Genomic DNA, 21,514 nt, shown 5'->3' with positions numbered 1-21,514 from the left:
ACCGATCCATTTCCCGAAGCATCGACGCAGAAGATCCTGACACCGGGGTAATCCGTGAAAAAGCTCTCCGCACGACGACGCCATCCGCTGGCGGCGGTCGTCGTCCTACTCCTCGCGCTGGCGGCCACCGGGGGGCTGTACGCCGCGTTCGCACCCGCGAGCAAGGCGCAGGCCGATACGACCGCCCAGTCCCTTGCCATCGACGAGGGCAAGAAGCTCTACTCCGTGGGCTGCGCCAGCTGCCACGGAACCGGCGGTCAGGGGTCCTCCGACGGGCCGAGCCTGGTGGGCGTGGGCGCCGCGGCGGTCGACTTCCAGGTCGGCACCGGCCGTATGCCGGCCCAGCAGCCGGGCGCTCAGATCCCGCGCAAGAAGGTCATCTACTCGCAGGCCGAGATCGACCAGCTCGCGGCGTACATCGCCTCGCTCGGCGCCGGTCCCACGATTCCGACGAAGAGCCAGGTCAGCCCCGAGGGTGCGGACATCGCCAAGGGCGGCGAGCTCTTCCGTACGAACTGCGCGCAGTGCCACAACTTCACCGGCAAGGGCGGCGCCCTGACGCACGGCAAGTACGCGCCGAGCCTTGAAGGTGTCGACCCCAAGCACATCTACGAGGCCATGCAGACGGGCCCGCAGAACATGCCGTCCTTCCCCGACACCACGCTGTCGGAGAAGAACAAGAAGGACATCATCGCGTACCTCAACGCGGTCAACGGTGACGACACCGAGAGCCCCGGCGGTCTGGAGCTGGGTGGCCTCGGGCCGGTCAGTGAAGGCCTCTTCGGCTGGATCTTCGGTCTTGGCGCCCTGGTCGCCGTCGCCGTCTGGGTCGCCGCTCGGACCGCAAAGGCCAAGAAGTCATGAGTAGCCAAGACATTCCAGAAGAGAACCTGCCCGCTGAGCAGGTCGACGAGCACGGTCACGGCGCGGTAGCCCTCGCGGACGAGACCAACCCGTTCGCGGACCCGGGCCTGCCGCCCCACGAGCACCGCGTCCAGGACATCGACGAGCGGGCCGCCAAGCGGTCCGAGCGCGTCGTCGCCATGCTGTTCACGCTGTCGATGCTGGCCACCGTCGGGTTCATCGCCTCGTACGTGGCGATCCCGAGGGACCAGTCGATCTTCGTCTTCCCGCTCGGGCACATCAGCGCGCTGAACTTCGCGCTGGGTATGACCCTCGGTGTGGCGCTGTTCTCGATCGGCGCGGGCGCGGTCCACTGGGCCCGCACCCTGATGTCCGACGTGGAGATCGCCGACCAGCGTCACCCGATCGAGGCGGAGCCCGAGGTCAAGGCCAAGGTCCTGGCCGACTTCAAGCAGGGCGCCAAGGAGTCCGCGCTCGGCCGCCGCAAGCTGATCCGCAACACGATGTTCGGCGCGCTGGCCCTGTTCCCGCTCTCCGGCGTCATGCTGCTGCGCGACCTGGGTCCGCTGCCCGGCACCAAGCTGCGCCACACGCTCTGGTCCAAGGGCAAGCTGCTCGTCAACATGAACACGAACGAGCCGCTGCGCGCCTCCGACGTCGCCGTCGGCTCGCTCACCTTCGCCAAGCCCGAGGGCCTGGAGGAGCACGACGAGGACTTCCAGCTCCAGATCGCCAAGGCGGCCCTGATGATCGTCCGGCTCCAGCCGGAGAACATCAAGGACAAGCGCGAGCTCGCCTGGTCGCACGAGGGCATCGTGGCGTACTCGAAGATCTGCACCCACGTCGGTTGCCCGATCTCCCTGTACGAGCAGCAGACGCACCACGTGCTCTGCCCCTGCCACCAGTCCACCTTCGACCTCTCCGACGGTGCCCGAGTGATCTTCGGCCCGGCCGGTCACGCCCTGCCGCAGCTGCGCATCGGTGTGAACGAACAGGGCTACCTCGAAGCGCTCGGCGACTTCGAAGAGCCCGTCGGTCCTGCCTTCTGGGAGCGCGGATGAGCACTACCACCACTTCCGACTCGCGCCCTTCGCGCGAGAAGGCCCCGGCCGGCGAGAAAGTCGCCGACTGGGCCGATGGACGGCTCGGGATCTACTCCCTGGCCAAGTCCAACATGCGCAAGATCTTCCCCGACCACTGGTCGTTCATGCTGGGTGAGATCTGCCTCTACAGCTTCATCATCATCATCCTCACGGGTGTGTACCTGACGCTGTTCTTCCACCCGTCGATGAACGAGGTCACGTACCACGGCAGCTATGTCCCCCTGCAGGGACAGCTGATGTCCGAGGCGTTCAACTCGACCATGCACATCTCCTTCGAGGTGCGCGGTGGTCTGCTGGTCCGGCAGATCCACCACTGGGCGGCGCTGGTCTTCCTCGCCGGCATGTTCGTGCACATGATGCGCGTGTTCTTCACGGGTGCGTTCCGCAAGCCGCGTGAGGTCAACTGGCTGTTCGGCTTCCTGCTGTTCGTCCTGGGCATGTTCACCGGCTTCACCGGTTACTCGCTCCCGGACGACCTGCTCTCCGGCACCGGTGTCCGCTTCATGGAGGGCGCGGTCCTGTCCGTGCCGGTCGTCGGCACGTACCTGGCGTTCTTCCTCTTCGGCGGCCAGTTCCCGGGCGGCGACTTCGTCGCGCGGTTCTACTCGGTCCACATCCTGCTGCTGCCGGGCATCATGCTCGGGCTGGTGGTCGGCCACCTGATCCTGGTCTTCTACCACAAGCACACGCAGTTCGCGGGCCCCGGAAAGACGAACAACAACGTCGTCGGCATGCCGCTGCTGCCGGTCTACATGGCCAAGGCCGGAGGCTTCTTCTTCCTGGTCTTCGGTGTCATCGCGGCCATCGCGGCGATCGCCTCGATCAACCCGATCTGGTCCATGGGCCCCTACCGTCCGGACATGGTGTCCACGGGCGCCCAGCCCGACTGGTACATGGGCTTCTCCGAGGGTCTGATCCGTGTCATGCCGGGCTGGGAGATCAACCTCTGGGGTCACACGCTCGTGCTGGGCGTGTTCATCCCGCTGGTGATCTTCCCGCTGGTCCTGGTCGCGATCGCGGTCTACCCGTTCATCGAGTCCTGGGTCACCGGCGACAAGCGTGAGCACCACATCCTGGACCGCCCGCGCAACGTCCCGACCCGGACCGCGTTCGGTGCCGCCTGGATCAGCTGGTACTTCGTCCTGCTCGTCGGTGGTGGCAACGACATCTGGGCCACGCACTTCCACCTGTCGATCAACTCGATCACCTGGTTCGTGCGCATCGGCTTCTTCGTCGTGCCGGTGATCGTGTTCGTCATCACCAAGCGGGTCTGCCTCGGCCTCCAGCGCCGCGACAAGGACAAGGTGCTGCACGGCCGCGAGTCGGGCATCATCAAGCGCCTGCCGCACGGTGAGTTCATCGAGGTGCACGAGCCGCTCAGCCAGGAGGCCCTGCACACGCTCACCGCTCACGAGCAGTACCAGCCCGCCGAGATCGGCGCGACGGTCGACGAGAACGGTGTCGAGCGCAAGGTGAAGGGCTCGGAGAGGCTGCGCTCCAAGCTCAGCGAGGGCTTCTACGGGGAGGACAGCCAGATCCCCAAGCCCACGGTCGAGGAGTACAAGGAGATCACGAGCGGCCACGGCCACCACTGATCCTGCGACCGGTTGACCGGTCTTCACTGATCGCCACGGCGAGAGCCTCCGTCCATTGCCTGGACGGGGGCTCTTTGCCGTCTCCGGGCCTGGATAGGGTGTTCCCATCTACACAAGACGTCCCTTGGCCGGGACGACGGACCCAGGAGCGGCTTATGAGCGCTGTGAACCCCGCTGGAGGCAACACCGCGGCGGGCCGTTCCTGGCCCGTGGTGCTGAACGGCCTGCTCGAGGGCCGCGACCAGAGCGCGGACGACACGGCCTGGGCGATGGACCGGATCATGAGCGGCGAGGCGACGGACGCGCAGATCGCCGGGTTCGCGGTGGCGCTGCGGGCCAAGGGCGAGACGGTCGAGGAGATCTCCGGTCTCGTCCGGACGATGTACGAGCACGCCAATGTGATCGAGGTGCCGGGGGACACCGTCGACATCGTCGGTACGGGCGGTGACGGCGCGAAGACGGTGAACATCTCCACGATGTCGTCGATCGTCGTGGCCGGGACCGGCGCCAAGGTCGTCAAGCACGGCAACCGGGCCGCGTCCTCCGCGTCCGGTGCCTCGGACGTCCTGGAGAAGCTCGGCGTCAATCTGGACCTGACGACCAAGCGGGTGGCCGAGGTCGCGGAGGAGGCCGGGATCACCTTCTGCTTCGCGGTGAAGTTCCACCCGGCGCTGCGTCATGTCGCGGCGGCGCGGGGGCAGTTGGGGATCCGGACCACGTTCAACGTGCTGGGTCCGCTGACGAACCCGGCGCGGGTGAAGGCACAGGCCGTCGGAGTCGCGGACCTGCGCATGGCGCCGATCGTGGCGGGCGTGTTCGCCGAGCGCGGCAACTCCTCGCTCGTTTTCCGCGGCGACGACGGCCTGGACGAGCTGACCACCACCGCGACGTCCCGGGTCTGGATCGTCCGCGACGGCAAGGTCACCGAGGAGCGCTTCGACCCGCGTGACGTCGGCCTCGAACTCGTCCCCGTGGAGGCCCTGCGCGGCGCCGACGCGTCCTACAACGCGGACGTCGCCCGTCGCCTGCTGGGCGGCGAGACGGGGCCCGTACGGGACGCTGTGCTGCTGAACTCCGCCGCGGCCCTCGTCGCCCTGTCGCCGACCGACGCGCCGCTCGCGGACCAGCTCCGTGCCGGGATGGTGAAGGCGGCGCAGGCGATCGACTCGGGGGCGGCGAAGCGCACGCTGGAACGCTGGGTGGCGGCGAGCCAGTCGTAGTCCGCGGGCCGGTGGGGGTTGCCCGCGCAGTTCCCCGAGCCTCTTCAGGGGTGCGGGGAACTGCGCGATCTTTGGGCCCACTCGGCGTCCCGGTATACGGACGCCGGGTTGCGGGTGGAAGATCTTGTGGCAGGATGCCGTATCAGGTCATGAGCGACAGCCATCAGGCCCCGGCCGGCTGTCCGGCAACCCTCCGTCCGTGGCGGGGTGCCCCGGGTGAAGACCAGGCCGTAGGCAGCGAGGTCTACGGCAAGCGCGGACCCCTCGAGAATCCCAGGGGTCCTGGTCGTTCGAGGGAGCCTTCTGTGAGCAAGCGAATGCGATAGGGCGTAGAGCCCCGCCTCCGCACACCCCTTTTGCCTTTCCTCCCTGCGCCGAGCCGTGCAGTCGCACACCCGTACCCCCGTGCGCCCGGCCCGCGCAGCGATTCCGCCTGCCTCTCACAGGAGCTCGCCATGTCTGTCTCCACCGCTGCCGCCGACCAGACCGTTTGTGCCCCTCTGCCCGTTCTGGGGCGAGATGTCACCGTCCCGCTCGTGACCGGCGGTGAGGTCACCTACGCCGCGCTCGACTACGCCGCCAGCGCCCCCGCCCTCCAGCGGGTGTGGGACGACGTCGCCGCGTACGCCCCGTACTACGGCAGCGTGCACCGCGGCGCCGGGTACCTCTCCCAGCTGTCCACCGACCTCTTCGAGAACGCCCGCAGGACCGTCGCGGAGTTCCTCGACTGCCGGGGCGACGACCAGGTCGTCTTCACCCGCTCCACCACCGACTCCCTCAACCTGCTGGCCGCCACCCTTCCGGCCGACTGCCAGGTGTTCGTCTTCGAGACGGAACACCACGCCTCGCTGCTGCCGTGGAAGGACGCCCAGGTCACCTACCTCAACGCGCCCCGCACCCCGCAGGAGGCCGTGACGGCCCTGGAGCGGGCTCTCGCCGTCCGAGACCCCCACGGCCCGGCCTTGGTCTGCGTCACCGGCGCCTCGAACGTCACCGGCGAGCTGTGGCCGGTGCGCGAGCTGGCCGCCGCCGCGCACGCGCACGGTGCCCGGATCGTCCTGGACGCCGCCCAGCTCGCCCCGCACCACCCGGTGTCCGTGCGGGACCTCGACGTCGACTGGGTCGCCTTCTCCGGGCACAAGCTGTACGCGCCGTTCGGCTCCGGCGTGCTCGCGGGCCGCGCCGACTGGCTGCGCGAGGCCGAGCCGTACCTCGCGGGCGGCGGCGCCAGCCGCAAGGTCACGCGGCGGGTGGACGGCGGCGTGGACGTGGAGTGGCATGAGAGCGCGGCCCGGCACGAGGCCGGTTCGCCGAACGTGATCGGCGCCTACTCCATCGCCTCCGCCTGCAAGGCGCTGACCGAGGCCGGTTTCGACACGCTCGTCGCCCGCGAAGAGCAGCTGATCGGGGCCGTCCGCGCCGGTCTGGCCGAGGTGCCCGAGGTCCGCGTCCTGTCGCTCTTCGGCGACGACGCCCCGCGCGTCGGCGTCATCTCGTTCGTCGTCGAGGGCTGGAACAGCTCGCACTTCGCGGCCGCGCTGTCCGCCGAGTACGGGATCGGGGTGCGGGACGGTCTCTTCTGCGCCCACCCGCTGGTGCGGACGCTGCTCGGCAGTGATCCGCAGACGCAGGGGGAGTGCGGGGCGCCCGAGGCGGCGCCCGGGGAGAAGTCCCTCAACGCGATCCGCGTCAGCTTCGGGGCCGGTACGCCCGACGAGCATGTGGAGCGGTTCGTGCGCGCGGTGCGGGAACTGGTGCGGGACGGGGCGAAGTGGAACTACCGCACGGAGGACGGCCGCTGCGTCCCGGCGGCCTGAGGTCGGCCGGGGGTACGTGGGGGCGCCGCCCCCACATCCCCGAATGAACCCCGCGCCTGTGCCTAGCTGTCGAGGCCGATGGCGAACGCCGCTTCCAGGTCGTGCTGGGAGTACGTGCGGAACGCGACGTGGGTGTCCGTCCCCTCGACGCCGGGGATCTTGCTGATCTTGCCGGGGATGACGTCCGCCAGGTCGTCGTGGGCCTTCACCCGGACCATGGCGATCAGGTCGTACGTACCGGTGACGGAGAAGACCTCGCTGACACTGTCCAGCGCGGCGATCGACTCGGCGATCTCGGGGATCCGGTCCACGCTGGTCTTGATGAGCACGATCGCGGTGATCACGGCTGGTTTTCTCCCTCGGGTGCTGCTGCTGGGGTTTTCACTCTAGTCGGCCGCCCGAACCGCACCCACGCGTAGACGAACCCCAGCGAGAAGCCCACCAGGTGGGCCAGATAGGCGACCCCGGGGCCCGAGGGGCTGCGGCCCGCCGCCAGCCATTGCAGGGTCACCCAGAAGGGCAGCACGACCCAGGCGGGGAAGCGCAGCGGCAAGAAGAAGAGGAACGGGAAGAGACTGGTCACCCGGGCCCTGGGGAACAGGTACAGGAACGCTCCGAGGACCGCGGAGATCGCCCCCGAGGCGCCGACCAGGGTCTGCTCGGAGCCCGAGTTGGCGATCGCGTAACCCAGCAGAGCGAGGTAGCCGCAGACCACGTAGAAGACGACGAACTGGACGTGGCCCATGCGCTCCTCGGTCATCGCTCCGAAGACGTAGAAGAAGAGCATGTTGCCCAGGAGGTGGAGCCAGCTGCCGTGGATGAACAGGGCCGTGGCCGGGGTGAGCCAGGCGCTCGGGGTCCCGTCGAAGAGCTCGGCGGGGATCACGCCCCAGCGCCGGAAGTAGGCCCGCTGGGCGACCACCAGCGCGTCCCCGGTGCCGAACGACGGATTGAGTCCCGAGGCGGGACCGATCAGGAAGATCAGGCAGCACAGGAAGATCAGCCCGTACGTCACCGGCGCGGACTGACCGCGCATCGTCCTGCCGACCGCCGTACCCCAGGTGCTGATCATGGGACAGAGCATGACGTAACCGGACCGATGCACGCAGAGTGCCTCGCCGCCGTGGACGGCCGAGCGTCGAGTACCCGCCAGGCCGTAGGGTAACGAGCCACACGCGCCGGAGACCGGCGCTGGACGGACACTAGAAGGAAAGCGACTGCCACATGACGGTTCCCCTCCCGACCGCCGAGACTCGCTGGCGCTGCACACTCTGCGGCAACCTCACGCGATTCGACGTGACCCGCTCGTCCAAGGTCGTCGAGTATGTGCACCTCGACCTGGCCGGTGAGCCGAACGTCGAGGAGCGCAAGGTGGTCAGTGAGACCATCGAGTCGGTGCGCTGCCGGTGGTGCAACGCGGTGGACCAGGTGGAACTGGTGGACAGGCCGGGCGCCGGCTCCTGAGGGAGCGGGCCCCGCACAGACATTGGGGTGACGGATGGTGGAGACCACAGGCGGGGAGCCGGACGACGGCGCCGCTGAGGTGCTCGACCGTCCGCTGCCCGACGGGGTGCGCCGACGGGTCGTACAGATCGTGTCGGACGGCTTCGGCGGGTTGACCGTCGCCGAACTGCCCGCCCCATTGCGGCAGTATGCGCGGTTCGCCCCCAACCGGCGCGCGAAGTTCGCCGGCAACGCCATGGCCACCGCGCTGGAGACGGATCCGCTGTTCCGGCAGCGCATCGCCGAGAAGCTCAGAGAGGCGCAGTCGGAGCTCGCCGACGCCCTCGACTCGGGCGCGCCGCCGCCGGCCGCGGATCCGCTGGACGTGGCGGCCGCGGCCTATGTGCTGCGCCCCACGGGCTGGGTGAAGCTGGTGACCGCCGCGGGCGAGGAGGCCCTGCGGGCGGACGCCGAGCGCGCCGACGAGGAGAGCCGGGCGGAGCTGGAGCGACTGCGCGAGGAGCTCGCGCAGGCACGTGGTCAGACCAAGGCCGAAACCGAGCGGTTGCGCACGGAGTTGGAGTCCGCGAAGAGGGAAGCGGAATCGCTTCACCGCAAGTTGCGCGGCGCTCTCAGCGACGTCAAGCGGGGCGAGGCCGCGCTGCGCAAGCTGCAGGGCGAGATGGACACCGCGCGGGCGGACGGGCAGGCCCAGGTGTCCGCCGCCGAGAGCGAGACCCGGCGGCTCAAGGCACGGCTCTCCGAGGCCGAGGCGGCCCTGGAGGCCACCCGCAAGGCGGCGCGCGAGGGTCGCAGCGTCGAGGACATGCGCGTACGGCTGTTGCTCGACACCGTGCTGGAGGCGGCCCAGGGGCTGCGCCGGGAGCTCGCGCTGCCCCCCGTGTCCGTACGGCCGGCGGAGACCGTGGACGCGGTCGAACCGGGGCGCATGACGCCCAAGGACATCGCGACCCGTGCCCTGTCCGAAAATGATCCCGCGATCCTTGACCAGCTGCTCGCGCTGCCACAGGCGCATCTGGTCGTCGACGGCTACAACGTCACCAAGACCGGCTATCCGCAGATGCCGCTGGAGAAGCAGCGCCTCAGGCTGTTGGGGCAGCTCTCGCAGCTCGCCGCGCAGACCGGGGCCGAGGTGACGTGTGTCTTCGACGGGGCCGAGCTGGCGGCGCCCGTGCTGCTCGCGCCGCCGCGCGGGGTGCGGGTGCTGTTCTCCAAGGCGGGTGTCACGGCGGACGAGTTGATCCGCCAGCTGGTGCGCGCCGAGCCGCCCGGGCGGCCCGTCATCGTGGTCTCCACCGACCGTGAGGTGGCCGACGGGATCGCCAAGGCCGGCGCTCGCCCGGTGGCCTCCGTGGTGCTTCTCAAGCGCTTCTCGCGCGGCTGAGACGGTCGTCGGCGATCTGCGCCGTACGCACCAAAGGGCCCGTACGTCCCATCCGTAACATCCAGGCGTTGTGCCCGAATTGGCGAAACCTTCACGCAACGTAGCGTCAGCCCCACATCACTGCACGTGAGTTGAGTGCAAAGAATGCGCTGGGTGACGAAGAATTTTCAGGTTTGGATTTGAACTGATCACAGGAGGGTCACTAGGGTCGGGGCTCGAACCTCCACTCGGGTGATCACTCATTGGGAGTGACGGTGGGGGGACACCGCCCGTCGGCGTCTCGGCAGGCGGCTGGAGGAAGAAGGAGCTCGCCTTCGTGGCGTCCCACCGTCGACCCAAGCAGCCGAGCCGCACCCGTGTGACCGTGCTCACCACCGTCGCCGCCGCTGCCGTGGCCCTCAGCGCCAACGCCGCCAACGCCGCGCCCAGCGAGAAGCCGAGCAAGGACGAGGTCAAGAGCAAGGTCGACAAGCTTTACGAGGAGACCGAGCAGGCCACCGAGAAGCTCGACGGGGCCAAGGAGAAGCAGGACAAGCTGGAGAAGGAAATCAGCACCCTGCAGGACAACGTGGCCCGCGGCCAGGACGAGCTGAACGCCCTGCGCGACGGGCTCGGTTCGATGGCCAGCGCCCAGTACCGCACCGGCGGCATCGACCCCTCCGTGGCGCTGTTCCTCTCCTCGAACCCGGACGACTACCTGGACAAGGCGTCCGCGATGGACCAGCTGAGCAGTCAGCAGGTCGAGGCGCTGAAGAAGGTCCAGGAGAAGCAGCGTTCGCTCGCCCAGCAGCGGCAGGAAGCCTCCGCGAAGCTCAAGGACCTCGCCGACACCCGTACGGAACTGGCCAAGCAGAAGAAGACGGTCCAGACCAAGCTCGCCGCGGCGCAGAAGCTCCTCAACTCCCTGACGGCCAAGGAGAAGGCGGCTCTCGACGCGCAGCAGTCCCGCGCCACCCGCGCCAGCGAGCGCACCGTTCTCGGTAACCCCGGTACACCCGCGTCCGGGCGCGCCGGAGCCGCCTTCTCCGCCGGACAGACCAAGATAGGCACGCCCTACCAATACGGCGCCGTCGGCCCCAGCTACTTCGACTGCTCCGGCTTCACCTCCTGGTCCTACGCCCAGGCCGGTGTCTCCATCCCGCGCACCTCGGAGTCGCAGGCGACCATCGGCACCCGCATCTACTCGCAGAGCGATCTGCAGGTCGGCGACCTGGTCTTCTTCTTCGGCGACCTGCATCACGTCGGTCTCTACGCGGGCAACGGCCAGGTGCTGCACGCCCCGCGCACCGGAACCGTCGTGCGCTACGAGTCGATGAGCACCATCGGTGGAGCCTTCCAGTTCGGCGTCCGGGTCTGATCCGGCTCTTCGAACCCTCCGAGATCCTTTCGAGGCCCCCTCGGCATGCCGCCCGAACGGGCGAATCGCGGTAACTCCCGCTGACCCCACGCCCCGTCGGTGACCTGCGTCTCCGGCGGGGCGCCGCGTTGTGCGCCCCTGGAGGTCTTTGGCCGGTGCGTAGTCGCACGGCTACTGTCTGGCGCGTTTCCCCCAACTCCGGGGGACCGTCAGCGGAAGGGAGAGCGGCTACTCGTGGGGTCCCATCGCCGCCGTCCACCGTCCGGGTTCGACCGGGGCGTCAGTGCCGCGGGCGTCGCCGGCATCGCCGTGACCATGATGTCCGTCGCGGCCGCCGCCCTCGGGGCCGTACCGGCCGCCGCAGCACCGAAGGACGACACCCGGGCCGAGGTGGACCGCCTGTACACCCAGGCGGAGAAGGCAACCGAGGCGTTCAACAAGGCCGACGAGCGCGCGGGAACCCTGCGCGAAGAGGTGAGCACGGCACAGGACCGCATCGCCCGGCAGCAGGAGCGCATCAACACCATGCGGGACGCGCTCGGTTCGCTCGCCGGGGCGCAGTACCGCGCCGGCGGCCTCGACCCCTCCCTGGCACTGCTCTTCTCCGACAACCCCGCCGAGTACCTCGACAAGGCCGCCGCGCTCGACCGGATCAACGCCCACCAGGCGGGCGAACTCAAGGACCTCCAGCTCGCCATGCGCGACCTCGCCCAGGAACGCGAGGAGGCGACTGCCAAACTCGCCGAGCTGGAGAAGAGCACCAAGGCCGTCGCCCAGCACAAGCGGACCGTCGAACAGAAGCTCGCCAAGGCGCGCATACTGCTCAACTCGCTGCCGTCCGCCGAGCGCGCCGCCTACGACCGGGCCTCCCGCTCCGGACGCTCCGACCTGCCCGGACCCGGCGGTCTCACGCCCGCCTCGGGGCGCGCCGCCGCCGCCCTCGCCGCGGCCCGCTCCGCACTCGGCCGCCCCTACGTGTGGGGCGCCAACGGGCCCGGCGGATTCGACTGTTCGGGCCTCATGCAGTGGTCGTACCGGCAGGCGGGCGTCGGTCTGCCGCGTACCTCCCAGGAACAGCGCTACGCCGGACGGCAGGTGCCGCTCTCCCAGGCGCAGCCCGGCGACCTCGTCACCTACCGCTCCGACGCGAGTCATGTCGCGATGTACGTCGGCAACGGCCAGGTGATCCACGCGCCCTACCCGGGTGCGCCGGTGCGCTACGACCCGGTGGGCATGATGCCCATCTCGTCCGTGACGCGGGTCTGACCCCCGCGCCCGGGCGCCGTACGATCGGGAACGTGGCTGGTCGAAGGCGTGCGTCGCGGGCGGGGTGCTCCCTGGTGCTGCTGCTCGCCGTGCTGGTGGGCTGCGGCGGCGGGCCGTCCCCGGACACCGCGTCCGCCGATGTGCAGCGGGTCCTCGACCGGCGGGCGGCCGCGGTCCTGGACCGGAACGAGTCGGCGTACCGGGCCACGGAGGAACCGTCCGGCTCGACCGCGGAGTTCACCCGGCTGCGCGCGGTCCCGCTGGCCGCCTGGTCGTACCGCCTGACGGACCTGCACCGCTCCGGCGACCACGCCACCGCGGGCGCCGAGCTGCGCTACCGCATCGAGGGCTATGACAGGGCGCCCGTCACGGCGGCCCGCACGCTGCGCCTGGTCCGCGACGGCGGGACCTGGCGGGTCGCCTCCGACGTGCCCGCCGAGCGGGCCAGTCAGCAGCTGTGGGAGCAGGGGGCGGTGACGGTGGTACGGGGCGCGCACAGCCTCGTCCTGGGGGTCGGGCAGTCCGGTGAGCGGCTGCGGGCGTACGCCGGCCTCGCGGACCGTGCGGTGCCCGCCGTGACGGACGCCTGGGGCGCGGACTGGACGGGGCACGTCGTCGTCCTCGTACCGAAGTCGCTGGAGGGTATGGCGGGGCTGCTCGGGGCGCCCGCGTCCGGGTACCGGGGGATCGCGGCGGTCACCACGGGAGAGGTGAGCGAAGCGAAATGGGGGTCCCCCCGGTCGAAGACTGGGGGAGGGACGGCCAGGGCGCCCGCGGACCGGATCATCGTCAACCCCGATGCGTACGGCCTCCTCGGCGACTTCGGCAAGCAGGTCGTGCTCACCCACGAGACGACGCACGTGGCCACCCGCGCCCACACCACCGCCGCCACACCCCTGTGGCTCTCCGAGGGCTTCGCGGACTGGGTCGGCTACCGCGGCAGCGGCCGTACGGCGACGCAGGCGGCGCCGGAGCTGAAGCGGGCGGTGCTGGACGGGCACGTACCGGCCGCGCTGCCGGACGACAAGGACTTCGGGTTCGCCGGGGACGCGGCGCGGCTGGCGCGGGCGTACGAGGGCGGCTGGATGGCCTGCAGGCTGATCGCCGACCACTGGGGCGAGGTCCGGCTGAACGAGTTCTACCGGGCCGTCGGCGACCACGAGAAGCGGGCGGGGGCCGTCGAGGGCGCGCTGCGGGACGTACTGCACACGACGCCGGAGAAGTTCACGCAGCAGTGGCGGGCGTATCTGGAGGCGCAGCTCGGCTGAATCGGCTCCGCCGAATCAGCGCGTCGCCGTGTCCAGTCGGGCGATGGCCTCGGCGAGCCACTCCCGCTCCGCCTCGCCCGTCGCCCGCGCCACCCGCAGCATCCCCTGCCGGAACGGGTCGCCGGCCTCCTCCGCCCGTACGGGCGCGCCGTCCCGGTAGAAGAAGCTCGCGGGCGTCAGAAGGAACTCCTGGCGGCGACGCAGGACCGCGGCCTGCTCCCGCGGGTCCGGGAGGTGGCGCAGGAACGCCAGCAGGGTGTTGAAGCGGACGTGGTCGGTGATCTCGGCCTGCTTGGGGTGGCGCAGCCGCTCCAGGAGCTCCGCACGGCCCTTCTCGGTGAGCGACAGGATGCGCCGCGGGGCGGCGCCGCTGCCGGGCTCCGTGTGCTGGTCCAGCTGTCCTGCGGCCACCAGGCGGGTGATCGCCGGGTAGAGCGCGCCGTCGCTGACCGGGCGGACGTGGCCGCTGAGCGCCTTGATGCGCTCCTTCAACTCATAGCCGTGCAAGGGCTCTTCGAACAGAAATCCGAGGATCGACAGCTCCAGCATGCGGGGGCGCTCCTTGCTTGCGGGTGTCGGACGCCCATGGTACCTCTTATCGAGCTATCTCTAAACGAGATAGCTCGATAAGAGGTAACTAAGAGAAATCAAGGGAACCCAAGGGAATCGAGGGACTCATCGGTGAACGCCCACCGGAAGCGGCTCATATCGCTCGCCCACCCCGTGTACCTCTCCCTGCTCGCCTCCGTCGCCGCCGGGATCATCAACACCGTCTGGGTCTCCCGGCTCGGCGGTCCCGCCGTGGCCGCCGTCGCCGTCGCGACCAACACCGAGAACGTGCTCCTCGGCGTCGCCCTGGTCTTCGCCTCCGGTACGACCGTCCTCGTCGCCCATGCCAGAGGGGCCCGGGATCCGGGCGCGCTCCGGGCGGCCGTACGCGGCGGAGGGGCCCTGTGCGCGGTCGTGACGCCCGTGGTCGCCGTGGGCGGATACCTGCTGCGCGAGCCGCTGGCCCGGCTGGTCCTGGACGGCGACGGGCGCGCCCTCGCCCTGGCGGTCGCCTACTTCGGGATCTCCCTGCCGGGCATCGCCGTCTTCTTCGCGCAGAACCTCGTCGACGGCATCCTGAAGGGCGCCGGTGACACCCGCACCCCGATGCGCCTCGCCCTGCTGGCCAACGGGCTGATTCTCGGCCTCGACCCGCTGTTCATCCACGCGTACGGCGTCAGGGGCGCCGCCGTCTCCACGGTCCTGTGCCGCTGCGTGGCCCTCACCGCCGGCCTGCGCGCCCTGCGCCGCAACGCGCCGCTGCGCGAGGCGGCGGCCGTCCGCCCCGCCGAGCCCACCGGCCCCGCGCTGCGCCGCACCCTGCGGACCGGACTGCCCATGTCCGCCGACTTCACCGTGCGCCAGGGCGGGGCGCTGGTCCTGGTCGCGATCGTGGCCCGGATCGGGGTGACGGCCGTGGCCGCGTACTCCATCGCCTACAAGGTCATGTACGTCGCGACCATGGCCTTCTACGCGGTGCGGCAGGCCGCCTCGATCCACACCGCGCACACCCGGGGCACCGGCCGGGACGAGCGGGGAGCGATCGGGCGGCAGGCGGTGATCGTCTCCGGGGCGGTGGGCCTGGTGGCGGCCGTCCCGCTCGGCGCGTTCGCCCCCTGGATCATGCGGGCCTTCGGAGCCGGGGAGGCGGTCGCCCACGACGGCGCGCTGTTCCTGCGCTGCGTCGGCCCGTATCTGCTGCTGATGGCCTGCTTCATCGCGCTGGGCGGGGTCTTCGAGGGGAGTGGGGGAGCCCCGTTGTTGCTGCGGGTGACCCTGCTCGGCACCGCGGTCCAGCTGCCCCTGGCGTACGCCCTGTCGGGGCTCGGGCTGCCCGGGATCTGCCTGGCGCTGGCGCTGTCCATGGCGGTGCAGTGCACGGCCGTCGGACTTCTTCTCGCCCGCGCCCGCCGCCGTCAGGAGGAGCTCAGGCGTTCCTTGCTGCGGGTGGCCTGAGCGGGCAGGGTCGGGGTCGGGTCGGACACGGTGCTCCACCACAGTTCGAGGGCGGCGAGCAGGGCCGCGATCACCAGCAGGCCGTTGCGCAGGAAGAGCAGGGTGATGCCCAGCCGGTCGCTGCCCACGACGTGCGAGAACCAGATCGGGAACTCCAGGACGGTCACGAAGCACGCGGCCAGCACCAGCCCGACCGGCAGCGTCATCCGGCTGCCCCGGAAGCACAGGCAGACCGCGCCGATCCCGACCAGCCACACCATGTACTGCGGGCTGATGACCCGGCTGGTGGCCGTGAACATCAGCACCGCCACGAACGCGGCGTCGGCGAGCGTGTGCGGCCGGAAGCGCTGGACGCGCAGCCGCCACAGCAGCAGCCACGCGAAGGCGATCGCGGTGAGCGCCAGGGCCAGCCTGCTCACCACGTCGACGTACGGGCCGAGGAACTCCACCGAGCCGTAGTTGAGCAGTACCTGACCGTCCCAGCCGAAGTGCCGGCCCACATGGAAGACGAGGGAGCCCAGCGACTCCACCTCGGTGCCCCGGTCGCGCTGGAAGGTCAGGAAGGAGAAGGCGCCGGGCATCGACAGCCCGAACAGCACCGCGATCCCGCCCGCGGTCACCGCCGCCGCGGCCCACGCGCGCCGCTTCACGGCCCCCAGGAGCAGGAGCGCCGGCCATACCTTCACCAGCGCCCCGAAGCCCACGAGAGCGCCCATCACCCGCGGATGGCGGGCGCCCGCGAGGAGCGCCGCGACCGCCAGGGCCGTCACCATCACGTCGTAGCGGGCGTAGACGGTCGGTCCGAGCAGCGGTACGCCGATCACCCACACCCAGGCGCCGCGCAGCGTCTTGCCGGGGCGCCGGCCGGCGTAGTGGAGCAGCGCGTACACCACCACGTCGGCGACGAAGGCCAGCAGGAAGAAGGCGTGCGCGTAGTCGAGGAAGGGCAGCAGCCCGGGGGAGAGGATCGCGAGCGCGGCGGCCGGCGGGTACTGCCAGGTCACGTCGTCGAGCGGGAAGGTACCGGTGCGCAGGATCTCGTACCAGCCCTGGTAGATCACCGAGACGTCACTCGTGACGTCCGGGCCCGGGAAGACGAACACCTTGAAGACGAAGAGCAGGAGCAGAAGCCTGGTCAGGCCCCAGGTTCCCAGCAACGCGTACGGAAACCCCGCCCCCCGTGTGCCCTTCATGCTCACCTGGCCCTCGTTCGTCGGCTGTCTTTGCGGTCGTGCGGTCGTGTGGTGGTGCGGTCGTGACATGGTGCGGTGGTGCGGTTGTGCGGAAACATGATGACGTGCGGGGCTGTGCGAGGCCCATGAAGCGCGGCCGTACGGAGCTGTGACCACCGATGGAATACAGCTTCGCCGCTGTGGACCGCTCGCGTGGGGATTCGAAGGTTTCGGTAGTGTCGAACGCGATGCACAAGACCTTGATCGTGACCAACGACTTCCCGCCCCGCCCCGGCGGCATCCAGGCGTTCCTGCACAACATGGCGCTACGACTGGACCCGGAGCGGTTCGTAGTCTACGCATCCACGTGGAAGCGGAGCCGGGAGGGCGTCGAGGCGACGGCCGCCTTCGACGCCGAGCAGCCCTTCACCGTCGTCCGGGACCGTACGACGATGCTGCTGCCCACACCGGGTGCCACCAGGCGCGCCGTCGGGCTGCTGCGCGAGCACGGCTGTACGTCGGTGTGGTTCGGGGCGGCGGCCCCGCTCGGCCTGATGGCGCCCGCGCTGCGCAGGGCGGGCGCCGAGCGACTGGTGGCCACCACGCACGGCCACGAGGCGGGCTGGGCCCAGCTGCCCGCCGCACGGCAGCTGCTGCGCCGTATCGGCGAGTCCACGGACACGATCACCTACCTCGGCGAGTACACGCGCTCGCGCATCGCGTCCGCGCTGACACCCGAGGCCGCCTCCCGCATGGTCCAGCTGCCTCCGGGGGTCGACGAGAAGACCTTCCACCCCGGCTCGGGCGGTGACGGGGTCCGCGCCCGCCTCGGCCTCACCGACCGCCCGGTGGTGGTCTGTGTCTCCCGTCTGGTCCCGCGCAAGGGCCAGGACACGCTGATCCTCGCCATGCCCCGCATCCTCGCCAAGGAGCCGGAGGCGGTGCTGCTGATCGTCGGCGGCGGGCCGTACGAGCAGGACCTGCGCAAGCTGGCGTACGACACCGGAGTCGCCGCCGCGGTCCGCTTCACCGGCGCGGTCCCCTGGTCGGAGCTGCCGGCCCACTACGGCGCGGGCGACGTCTTCGCGATGCCCTGCCGCACCCGCCGGGGCGGCCTCGACGTCGAGGGCCTGGGCATCGTCTACCTGGAGGCCTCCGCGACGGGCCTGCCGGTCGTCGCGGGCGACTCGGGCGGCGCCCCCGACGCGGTCCTCGACGGCGAAACGGGCTGGGTCGTGCGAGGCGACTGCCCGGACGACTCCGCCGACCGCATCATCACCCTCCTCGCCGACTCCGAACTCCGCCGCCACATGGGCGAACGGGGACGGGAGTGGGTGGAGCGGAAATGGCGCTGGGACCTGCTGGCGGAGAGCCTCAAGGAGTTGCTCTAGGTACGTGGCCGGTCACAAACCACCGGCACTCTCCCCATTCATCGCGACGCCCCCTGAAATCCCGGCAAAAACCCTAGGCGGAAGCAAATAATCCGCCGATGCTGCGCTCATGACAGAAAAACTGACTCATCATCAGATGAGTAACCGTCAGCTGACAAACCGTCACCTGACGAGACGCCAGATCCTGGGCATGGTCGCCCTCCAGACGGCCGCCGCCGCCGGCCTCACCCGCGTAGGCCTCCAGTCCGCTCACGCGGCAGAGCCCGCCGCGGTCGACACCGCGCCCGCCATCGTCATCGGATCGGGCTACGGCGCCGCCGTGGCCGCCCTCCGCCTCGGCCAGGCCGGCATCCGCACCCTCGTCATAGAGATGGGCAAGCTCTGGAACACCGCCGGCTCCGACGGCAAGGTCTTCTGTTCCACCGCCGCCCCCGACGAGCGCTCGATGTGGTTCCGCACCCGCACCGAGGCCCCGCTCGCCACCTTCCTGTGGCTGGACGTCGTCAACAAGGACATCGGCCTCTACCCGGGAGTCCTGGACCGGGTCCACTACGACAACATGTCGGTCTACGTCGGCCGAGGCGTCGGCGGCGGCTCACTGGTCAACGGCGGAATGGCCGTCACGCCCCTCCAGTCCTACTTCTCCGAGCAGTTCCCCACGGTCGACGCCACCGAGATGTACAACACCTACTTCCCGCGCGCCCGCACCATGCTCGGCGTCAACACGGTCGACCCCACCTGGTTCGAGTCCACGGAGTGGTACCAGTTCACCCGCACCTCCCGTAAGGCCGCCGCCAACGCCGGCCTGAAGACGACCTTCGTCCCGAACGTCTACGACTTCGCCTACATGCAGCGCGAGGCGGCCGGAACCGCCACCAAGTCCGCACTCGCGGCCGAGGTCATCTACGGCAACAACTACGGCAAGAAGAGCCTCGACAAGACCTACCTCGCGGCAGCGCTCGGCACCGGCAACGTCACCATCCACACCCTGGAGAAGGTCCGGGCGATCAGCAGGGCCACGGACGGCACGTACACCCTGACCGCCGACCGGATCGACACCACCGGCGCGGTCGTGGAGACCAAGCAGTACAGCTGTACGTACCTCTTCCTGGGCGGCGGCAGCCTCGGCACCACCGAACTCCTCGTCCGGGCCCGGGAGACGGGCACCCTGCCGTCCCTGGACGCGAGCGTCGGCAGCGGCTGGGGCACGAACGGCAACGTGATGACGGGCCGCGCCAACCACATCTGGGACACGGTCGGGGCGAACCAGTCGACGATGCCGGTCATGGGCATCGACGACTGGGCCAACACCGCCAACCCCGTCTTCGCCGAAATCGCCCCGATACCCACCGGGTTGGAGACCTGGATCAGCCTCTACCTCGCGATCACCAAGAACCCGGAGCGCGCGTCCTTCACGTACGACGCGGCGACGGACTCCGCCAAGCTCGGCTGGACCGCCGCCCAGAGCGCGGTCTCCGTGAGCATGGCCAAGAAGCTCTTCGACCGGATCAACTCGGCCAACGCGACGATCTACCGCTACGACCTCTTCGGCAACAACAAGACCTTCGCCGACGACTTCTGCTACCACCCACTGGGCGGCTGCGTGCTGGGCAAGGCGACGGACGGCTACGGCCGGGTGAAGGGCTACCCGCACCTGTACATCACCGACGGCTCGCTCGTGCCGGGCTCGATCGGGGTGAACCCGTTCCTCACGATCACCGCGCTCGCGGAACGCGGAATGGCGCGGATCCTCGCCGAGGACACCGCGCCATGAGAACCGCTCGACCGGGCCGTCAGCCCCGGTAGATGGCCTCGATCTCGTCCGCGTAGTCCTTCGCCACCACGTTGCGCTTGAGCTTCAGGGACGGCGTGAGGTGGCCCGACTCCTCCGAGAACTGGGAGGACAGAATGCGGAACTTCCGCACCGATTCCGCCTTCGACACCGCGGCGTTGCCGTCGTCGACCGCGTCCTGGATCGCAGCGATCAGATCCGGGTCCTGGCGCAGCGACGCCGCGGTGGAACCCGCCGGCTTGCCGTGCTCATCGGCCCAGCGGCCCAGGAACTCCTCGTCGACGGTGACCAGCGCGCCGATGAACGGGCGCCCGTCGCCGACCACCATGCACTCCGCGACCAGCGCGTGCGCGCGGATGCGGTCCTCGATCACGGCCGGGGCGACGTTCTTGCCGCCCGCGGTGACGATGATCTCCTTCTTGCGGCCGGTGATACGGAGGTAGCCGTCCTCGTCGAGGGTGCCGATGTCACCCGTGTGGAACCAGCCGTCCGCGAGCGCCTCGGCGGTCGCGGCCTCGTTGTTCCAGTACCCCTTGAACAGATGCTCGCCGTGCAGCAGCACCTCGCCGTCGTCGGCGATGCGGATCACGGAGCCGGGCAGCGGCTGGCCGACCGTACCGATCTTCGTACGGTCCCAGGGGTTGAAGGCGGTGGCCGCGCAGGACTCCGTCAGGCCGTAGCCCTCCAGGACCGTGAAGCCGATGCCGCGGAAGAAGTGGCCCAGACGCTCGCCGAGCGGGGCGCCGCCGGAGATCGCGTACTCACCACGACCGCCCAGCACCGCGCGCAGCTTGCTGTAGACGAGCTTGTCGAAGGTCTTGTACTTGATCTTCAGGCCGAGCGACGGGCCGGAGGGCGTGTCCAGGGCGCGGCTGTAGGCGATCGCCGTGTCCGCCGCCTTGTCGAAGATCTTGCCCTTGCCGTCCGCCTGCGCCTTGGCGCGCGCCGAGTTGTAGACCTTCTCGAAGACACGCGGCACACCGAGGATCAGCGTCGGCCGGAACGCGGCCAGCTCGTCGGTGAGGTTCTTGATGTCCGGGACGCAGCCCAGCTTGATCGGCGCCATCATCGGCGCGACCTGCACCAGCCGTCCGAAGACGTGCGCGAGCGGCAGGAAGAGGAGGACGGAACACTCGCCCGTACGGAACAGGGGGCGCAGCCGCTCCACGATGTTGCCGCACTCCGCGAAGAAGGCGCGGTGGGTGAGGACGCAGCCCTTGGGGCGGCCGGTCGTACCGCTCGTGTAGACGATGGTCGCCGGGTCGTCCGCCTTGGCGAGCGAGCTGCGCTCCTCGACGGTGGCGTCGCTGACGTCCCTGCCCGCGCGCCCCAGTTCCTCCACCCCGCCGGCCTCGATCTGCCAGACGTGCTTGAGGGCGGGCAGCCGGTCGCGCACCGACTCCACGCAGGCCGCGTGCGTGTCCAGCTCGACGATGCAGGCGCTCGCGCCCGAGTCGCCGAGTATCCACTGCACCTGCTCGGCCGAGCTGGTCTCGTACACCGGCACGGTGATCGCGCCCGCGCTCCAGATCGCGAAGTCGAGCAGCGTCCACTCGTAGCGGGTACGGGACATCAGGGCGACCCGGTCGCCGGGCTGTACGCCCGAGGCGATCAGGCCCTTGGCCGCGGACCGCACCTCGGCGAGGAAGGTGGTGGCGGTGACGTCCGTCCACGTGCCGCCCACCTTGCGGGCGATGACGGCGACGTCGGGATGCTGCGCGGCGTTTCTGCGGACGATGTCGGTCAGATTTCCGTCCGCAGGGACCTCGTACAAAGCCGGAAGGCTGAACTCGCGCAAGACTGCTGCTCCTCATAGG

General features: G+C 70.0%; 18 protein-coding genes and 1 riboswitch. Of the genes, 13 read left to right on the top strand and 5 right to left on the bottom strand.

Annotation, left to right across the window (positions count from 1 at the left end; all coding sequences use genetic code 11):
* The first annotated feature begins 54 nt into the window (after positions 1-54).
* The 5 genes from qcrC to ACZ7M2_RS02220 all read left to right on the top strand — a co-directional run bounded on the left by qcrC (position 55) and on the right by ACZ7M2_RS02220 (position 6,599).
* A complete protein-coding gene (gene qcrC, locus ACZ7M2_RS02240) occupies positions 55-864 on the top strand; it encodes a cytochrome bc1 complex diheme cytochrome c subunit (RefSeq protein ID WP_054231551.1) in 810 nt (269 codons plus the stop codon).
* Positions 861-1,925 (top strand): cytochrome bc1 complex Rieske iron-sulfur subunit, encoded by a 1,065-nt coding sequence (gene qcrA / locus ACZ7M2_RS02235; protein ID WP_471593785.1) that lies wholly within the window; start codon positions 861-863, stop codon positions 1,923-1,925. The genes qcrC and qcrA overlap by 4 nt, the downstream gene beginning before the upstream one ends.
* On the top strand, positions 1,922-3,562 hold the full coding sequence (gene qcrB, locus ACZ7M2_RS02230) for a cytochrome bc1 complex cytochrome b subunit (protein WP_352046640.1): 1,641 nt from the start codon (positions 1,922-1,924) through the stop codon (positions 3,560-3,562). The genes qcrA and qcrB overlap by 4 nt, the downstream gene beginning before the upstream one ends.
* Before the next feature lie 155 nt (positions 3,563-3,717).
* Positions 3,718-4,782, top strand: a complete 1,065-nt coding sequence (gene trpD / locus ACZ7M2_RS02225) for an anthranilate phosphoribosyltransferase (RefSeq protein WP_471593784.1) — start codon at positions 3,718-3,720, stop codon at positions 4,780-4,782.
* Positions 4,783-4,927: 145 nt separating this feature from the next.
* Positions 4,928-5,044: riboswitch (SAM riboswitch) on the top strand.
* A gap of 193 nt (positions 5,045-5,237) precedes the next feature.
* Positions 5,238-6,599 carry an aminotransferase class V-fold PLP-dependent enzyme gene (locus ACZ7M2_RS02220; RefSeq protein WP_471593783.1) on the top strand — a complete coding sequence of 454 codons (1,362 nt, stop codon included), beginning with the start codon at positions 5,238-5,240 and terminating at the stop codon, positions 6,597-6,599.
* 62 nt (positions 6,600-6,661) lie between these two features.
* Here ACZ7M2_RS02220 and ACZ7M2_RS02215 read toward each other — a convergent pair whose 3' ends face one another.
* Together ACZ7M2_RS02215 and ACZ7M2_RS02210 are read right to left on the bottom strand one after the other, a co-directional pair.
* Entirely contained in the window at positions 6,662-6,943 is a 282-nt protein-coding gene (locus ACZ7M2_RS02215) for an Lrp/AsnC family transcriptional regulator (protein ID WP_054231546.1), read from the bottom strand.
* On the bottom strand, positions 6,940-7,671 hold the full coding sequence (locus ACZ7M2_RS02210) for a rhomboid family intramembrane serine protease (protein ID WP_470059816.1): 732 nt from the start codon (positions 7,669-7,671) through the stop codon (positions 6,940-6,942). Before ACZ7M2_RS02210 ends, ACZ7M2_RS02215 begins: the two co-directional genes overlap by 4 nt.
* A gap of 152 nt (positions 7,672-7,823) precedes the next feature.
* Here ACZ7M2_RS02210 and ACZ7M2_RS02205 point away from each other — a divergent pair, with 152 nt between their 5' ends.
* The 5 genes from ACZ7M2_RS02205 (at position 7,824) to ACZ7M2_RS02185 (ending at position 13,338) form a co-directional block, all read left to right on the top strand.
* The gene (locus tag ACZ7M2_RS02205) at positions 7,824-8,063 is read left to right on the top strand and encodes a hypothetical protein (protein ID WP_054231545.1); all 240 of its coding nucleotides are present in this window, start codon (positions 7,824-7,826) and stop codon (positions 8,061-8,063) included.
* Between the two features lie 34 nt (positions 8,064-8,097).
* Complete coding sequence (locus tag ACZ7M2_RS02200) at positions 8,098-9,447, top strand: NYN domain-containing protein (RefSeq protein ID WP_352046636.1); 1,350 nt, start codon at positions 8,098-8,100, stop codon at positions 9,445-9,447.
* A 316-nt stretch (positions 9,448-9,763) separates the two neighbouring features.
* On the top strand, positions 9,764-10,804 hold the full coding sequence (locus ACZ7M2_RS02195) for a C40 family peptidase (protein ID WP_450487698.1): 1,041 nt from the start codon (positions 9,764-9,766) through the stop codon (positions 10,802-10,804).
* Between the two features lie 234 nt (positions 10,805-11,038).
* On the top strand, positions 11,039-12,070 hold the full coding sequence (locus ACZ7M2_RS02190; RefSeq protein ID WP_471593782.1) for a C40 family peptidase: 1,032 nt from the start codon (positions 11,039-11,041) through the stop codon (positions 12,068-12,070).
* 32 nt (positions 12,071-12,102) lie between these two features.
* Complete coding sequence (locus ACZ7M2_RS02185; RefSeq protein WP_471593781.1) at positions 12,103-13,338, top strand: hypothetical protein; 1,236 nt, start codon at positions 12,103-12,105, stop codon at positions 13,336-13,338.
* Between the two features lie 15 nt (positions 13,339-13,353).
* Here ACZ7M2_RS02185 and ACZ7M2_RS02180 read toward each other — a convergent pair whose 3' ends face one another.
* The gene (locus ACZ7M2_RS02180; protein ID WP_471593780.1) at positions 13,354-13,887 is read right to left on the bottom strand and encodes a PadR family transcriptional regulator; all 534 of its coding nucleotides are present in this window, start codon (positions 13,885-13,887) and stop codon (positions 13,354-13,356) included.
* A 132-nt stretch (positions 13,888-14,019) separates the two neighbouring features.
* On the opposite strand from ACZ7M2_RS02180, the gene ACZ7M2_RS02175 reads away from it, so the two are divergent.
* Complete coding sequence (locus ACZ7M2_RS02175) at positions 14,020-15,342, top strand: MATE family efflux transporter (protein ID WP_471593779.1); 1,323 nt, start codon at positions 14,020-14,022, stop codon at positions 15,340-15,342.
* On the opposite strand, the gene ACZ7M2_RS02170 is transcribed toward ACZ7M2_RS02175, so the two are convergent.
* On the bottom strand, positions 15,303-16,535 hold the full coding sequence (locus ACZ7M2_RS02170; protein ID WP_471593778.1) for a glycosyltransferase 87 family protein: 1,233 nt from the start codon (positions 16,533-16,535) through the stop codon (positions 15,303-15,305). The two genes, ACZ7M2_RS02175 and ACZ7M2_RS02170, sit on opposite strands and share 40 nt — an antisense overlap.
* 227 nt (positions 16,536-16,762) lie before the next feature.
* Between ACZ7M2_RS02170 and ACZ7M2_RS02165 the strand changes: the two genes are divergently transcribed.
* Positions 16,763-17,905, top strand: a complete 1,143-nt coding sequence (locus ACZ7M2_RS02165; RefSeq protein WP_471593777.1) for a glycosyltransferase family 4 protein — start codon at positions 16,763-16,765, stop codon at positions 17,903-17,905.
* Positions 17,906-18,041: 136 nt separating this feature from the next.
* On the top strand, positions 18,042-19,679 hold the full coding sequence (locus ACZ7M2_RS02160) for a GMC oxidoreductase (protein ID WP_471593776.1): 1,638 nt from the start codon (positions 18,042-18,044) through the stop codon (positions 19,677-19,679).
* A gap of 19 nt (positions 19,680-19,698) precedes the next feature.
* Here ACZ7M2_RS02160 and ACZ7M2_RS02155 read toward each other — a convergent pair whose 3' ends face one another.
* Positions 19,699-21,495 carry an AMP-dependent synthetase/ligase gene (locus ACZ7M2_RS02155; RefSeq protein WP_471593775.1) on the bottom strand — a complete coding sequence of 599 codons (1,797 nt, stop codon included), beginning with the start codon at positions 21,493-21,495 and terminating at the stop codon, positions 19,699-19,701.
* Between the last annotated feature and the right edge of the window lie 19 nt (positions 21,496-21,514).

It is taken from the genome of Streptomyces sp. NPDC111507 (assembly GCF_055638955.1).
The sequence above is the reverse complement of the archived record's forward strand: the minus strand, read 5'-3'. Positions and strand labels throughout refer to the sequence as shown.

Bases quoted from the DNA above. Each gene is read 5' to 3' on its own strand.
- trpD (WP_471593784.1), top strand. From the start codon at position 3,718: ATGAGCGCTGTGAACCCCGCTGGAGGCAACACCGCGGCGGGCCGTTCC.
- ACZ7M2_RS02210 (WP_470059816.1), bottom strand. From the start codon at position 7,671: ATGATCAGCACCTGGGGTACGGCGGTCGGCAGGACGATGCGCGGTCAG.
- qcrA (WP_471593785.1), top strand. From the start codon at position 861: ATGAGTAGCCAAGACATTCCAGAAGAGAACCTGCCCGCTGAGCAGGTC.
- ACZ7M2_RS02220 (WP_471593783.1), top strand. From the start codon at position 5,238: ATGTCTGTCTCCACCGCTGCCGCCGACCAGACCGTTTGTGCCCCTCTG.
- qcrB (WP_352046640.1), top strand. From the start codon at position 1,922: ATGAGCACTACCACCACTTCCGACTCGCGCCCTTCGCGCGAGAAGGCC.
- ACZ7M2_RS02170 (WP_471593778.1), bottom strand. From the start codon at position 16,535: ATGAAGGGCACACGGGGGGCGGGGTTTCCGTACGCGTTGCTGGGAACC.
- ACZ7M2_RS02200 (WP_352046636.1), top strand. From the start codon at position 8,098: ATGGTGGAGACCACAGGCGGGGAGCCGGACGACGGCGCCGCTGAGGTG.
- ACZ7M2_RS02160 (WP_471593776.1), top strand. From the start codon at position 18,042: ATGAGTAACCGTCAGCTGACAAACCGTCACCTGACGAGACGCCAGATC.
- ACZ7M2_RS02180 (WP_471593780.1), bottom strand. From the start codon at position 13,887: ATGCTGGAGCTGTCGATCCTCGGATTTCTGTTCGAAGAGCCCTTGCAC.
- ACZ7M2_RS02165 (WP_471593777.1), top strand. From the start codon at position 16,763: ATGCACAAGACCTTGATCGTGACCAACGACTTCCCGCCCCGCCCCGGC.
- ACZ7M2_RS02205 (WP_054231545.1), top strand. From the start codon at position 7,824: ATGACGGTTCCCCTCCCGACCGCCGAGACTCGCTGGCGCTGCACACTC.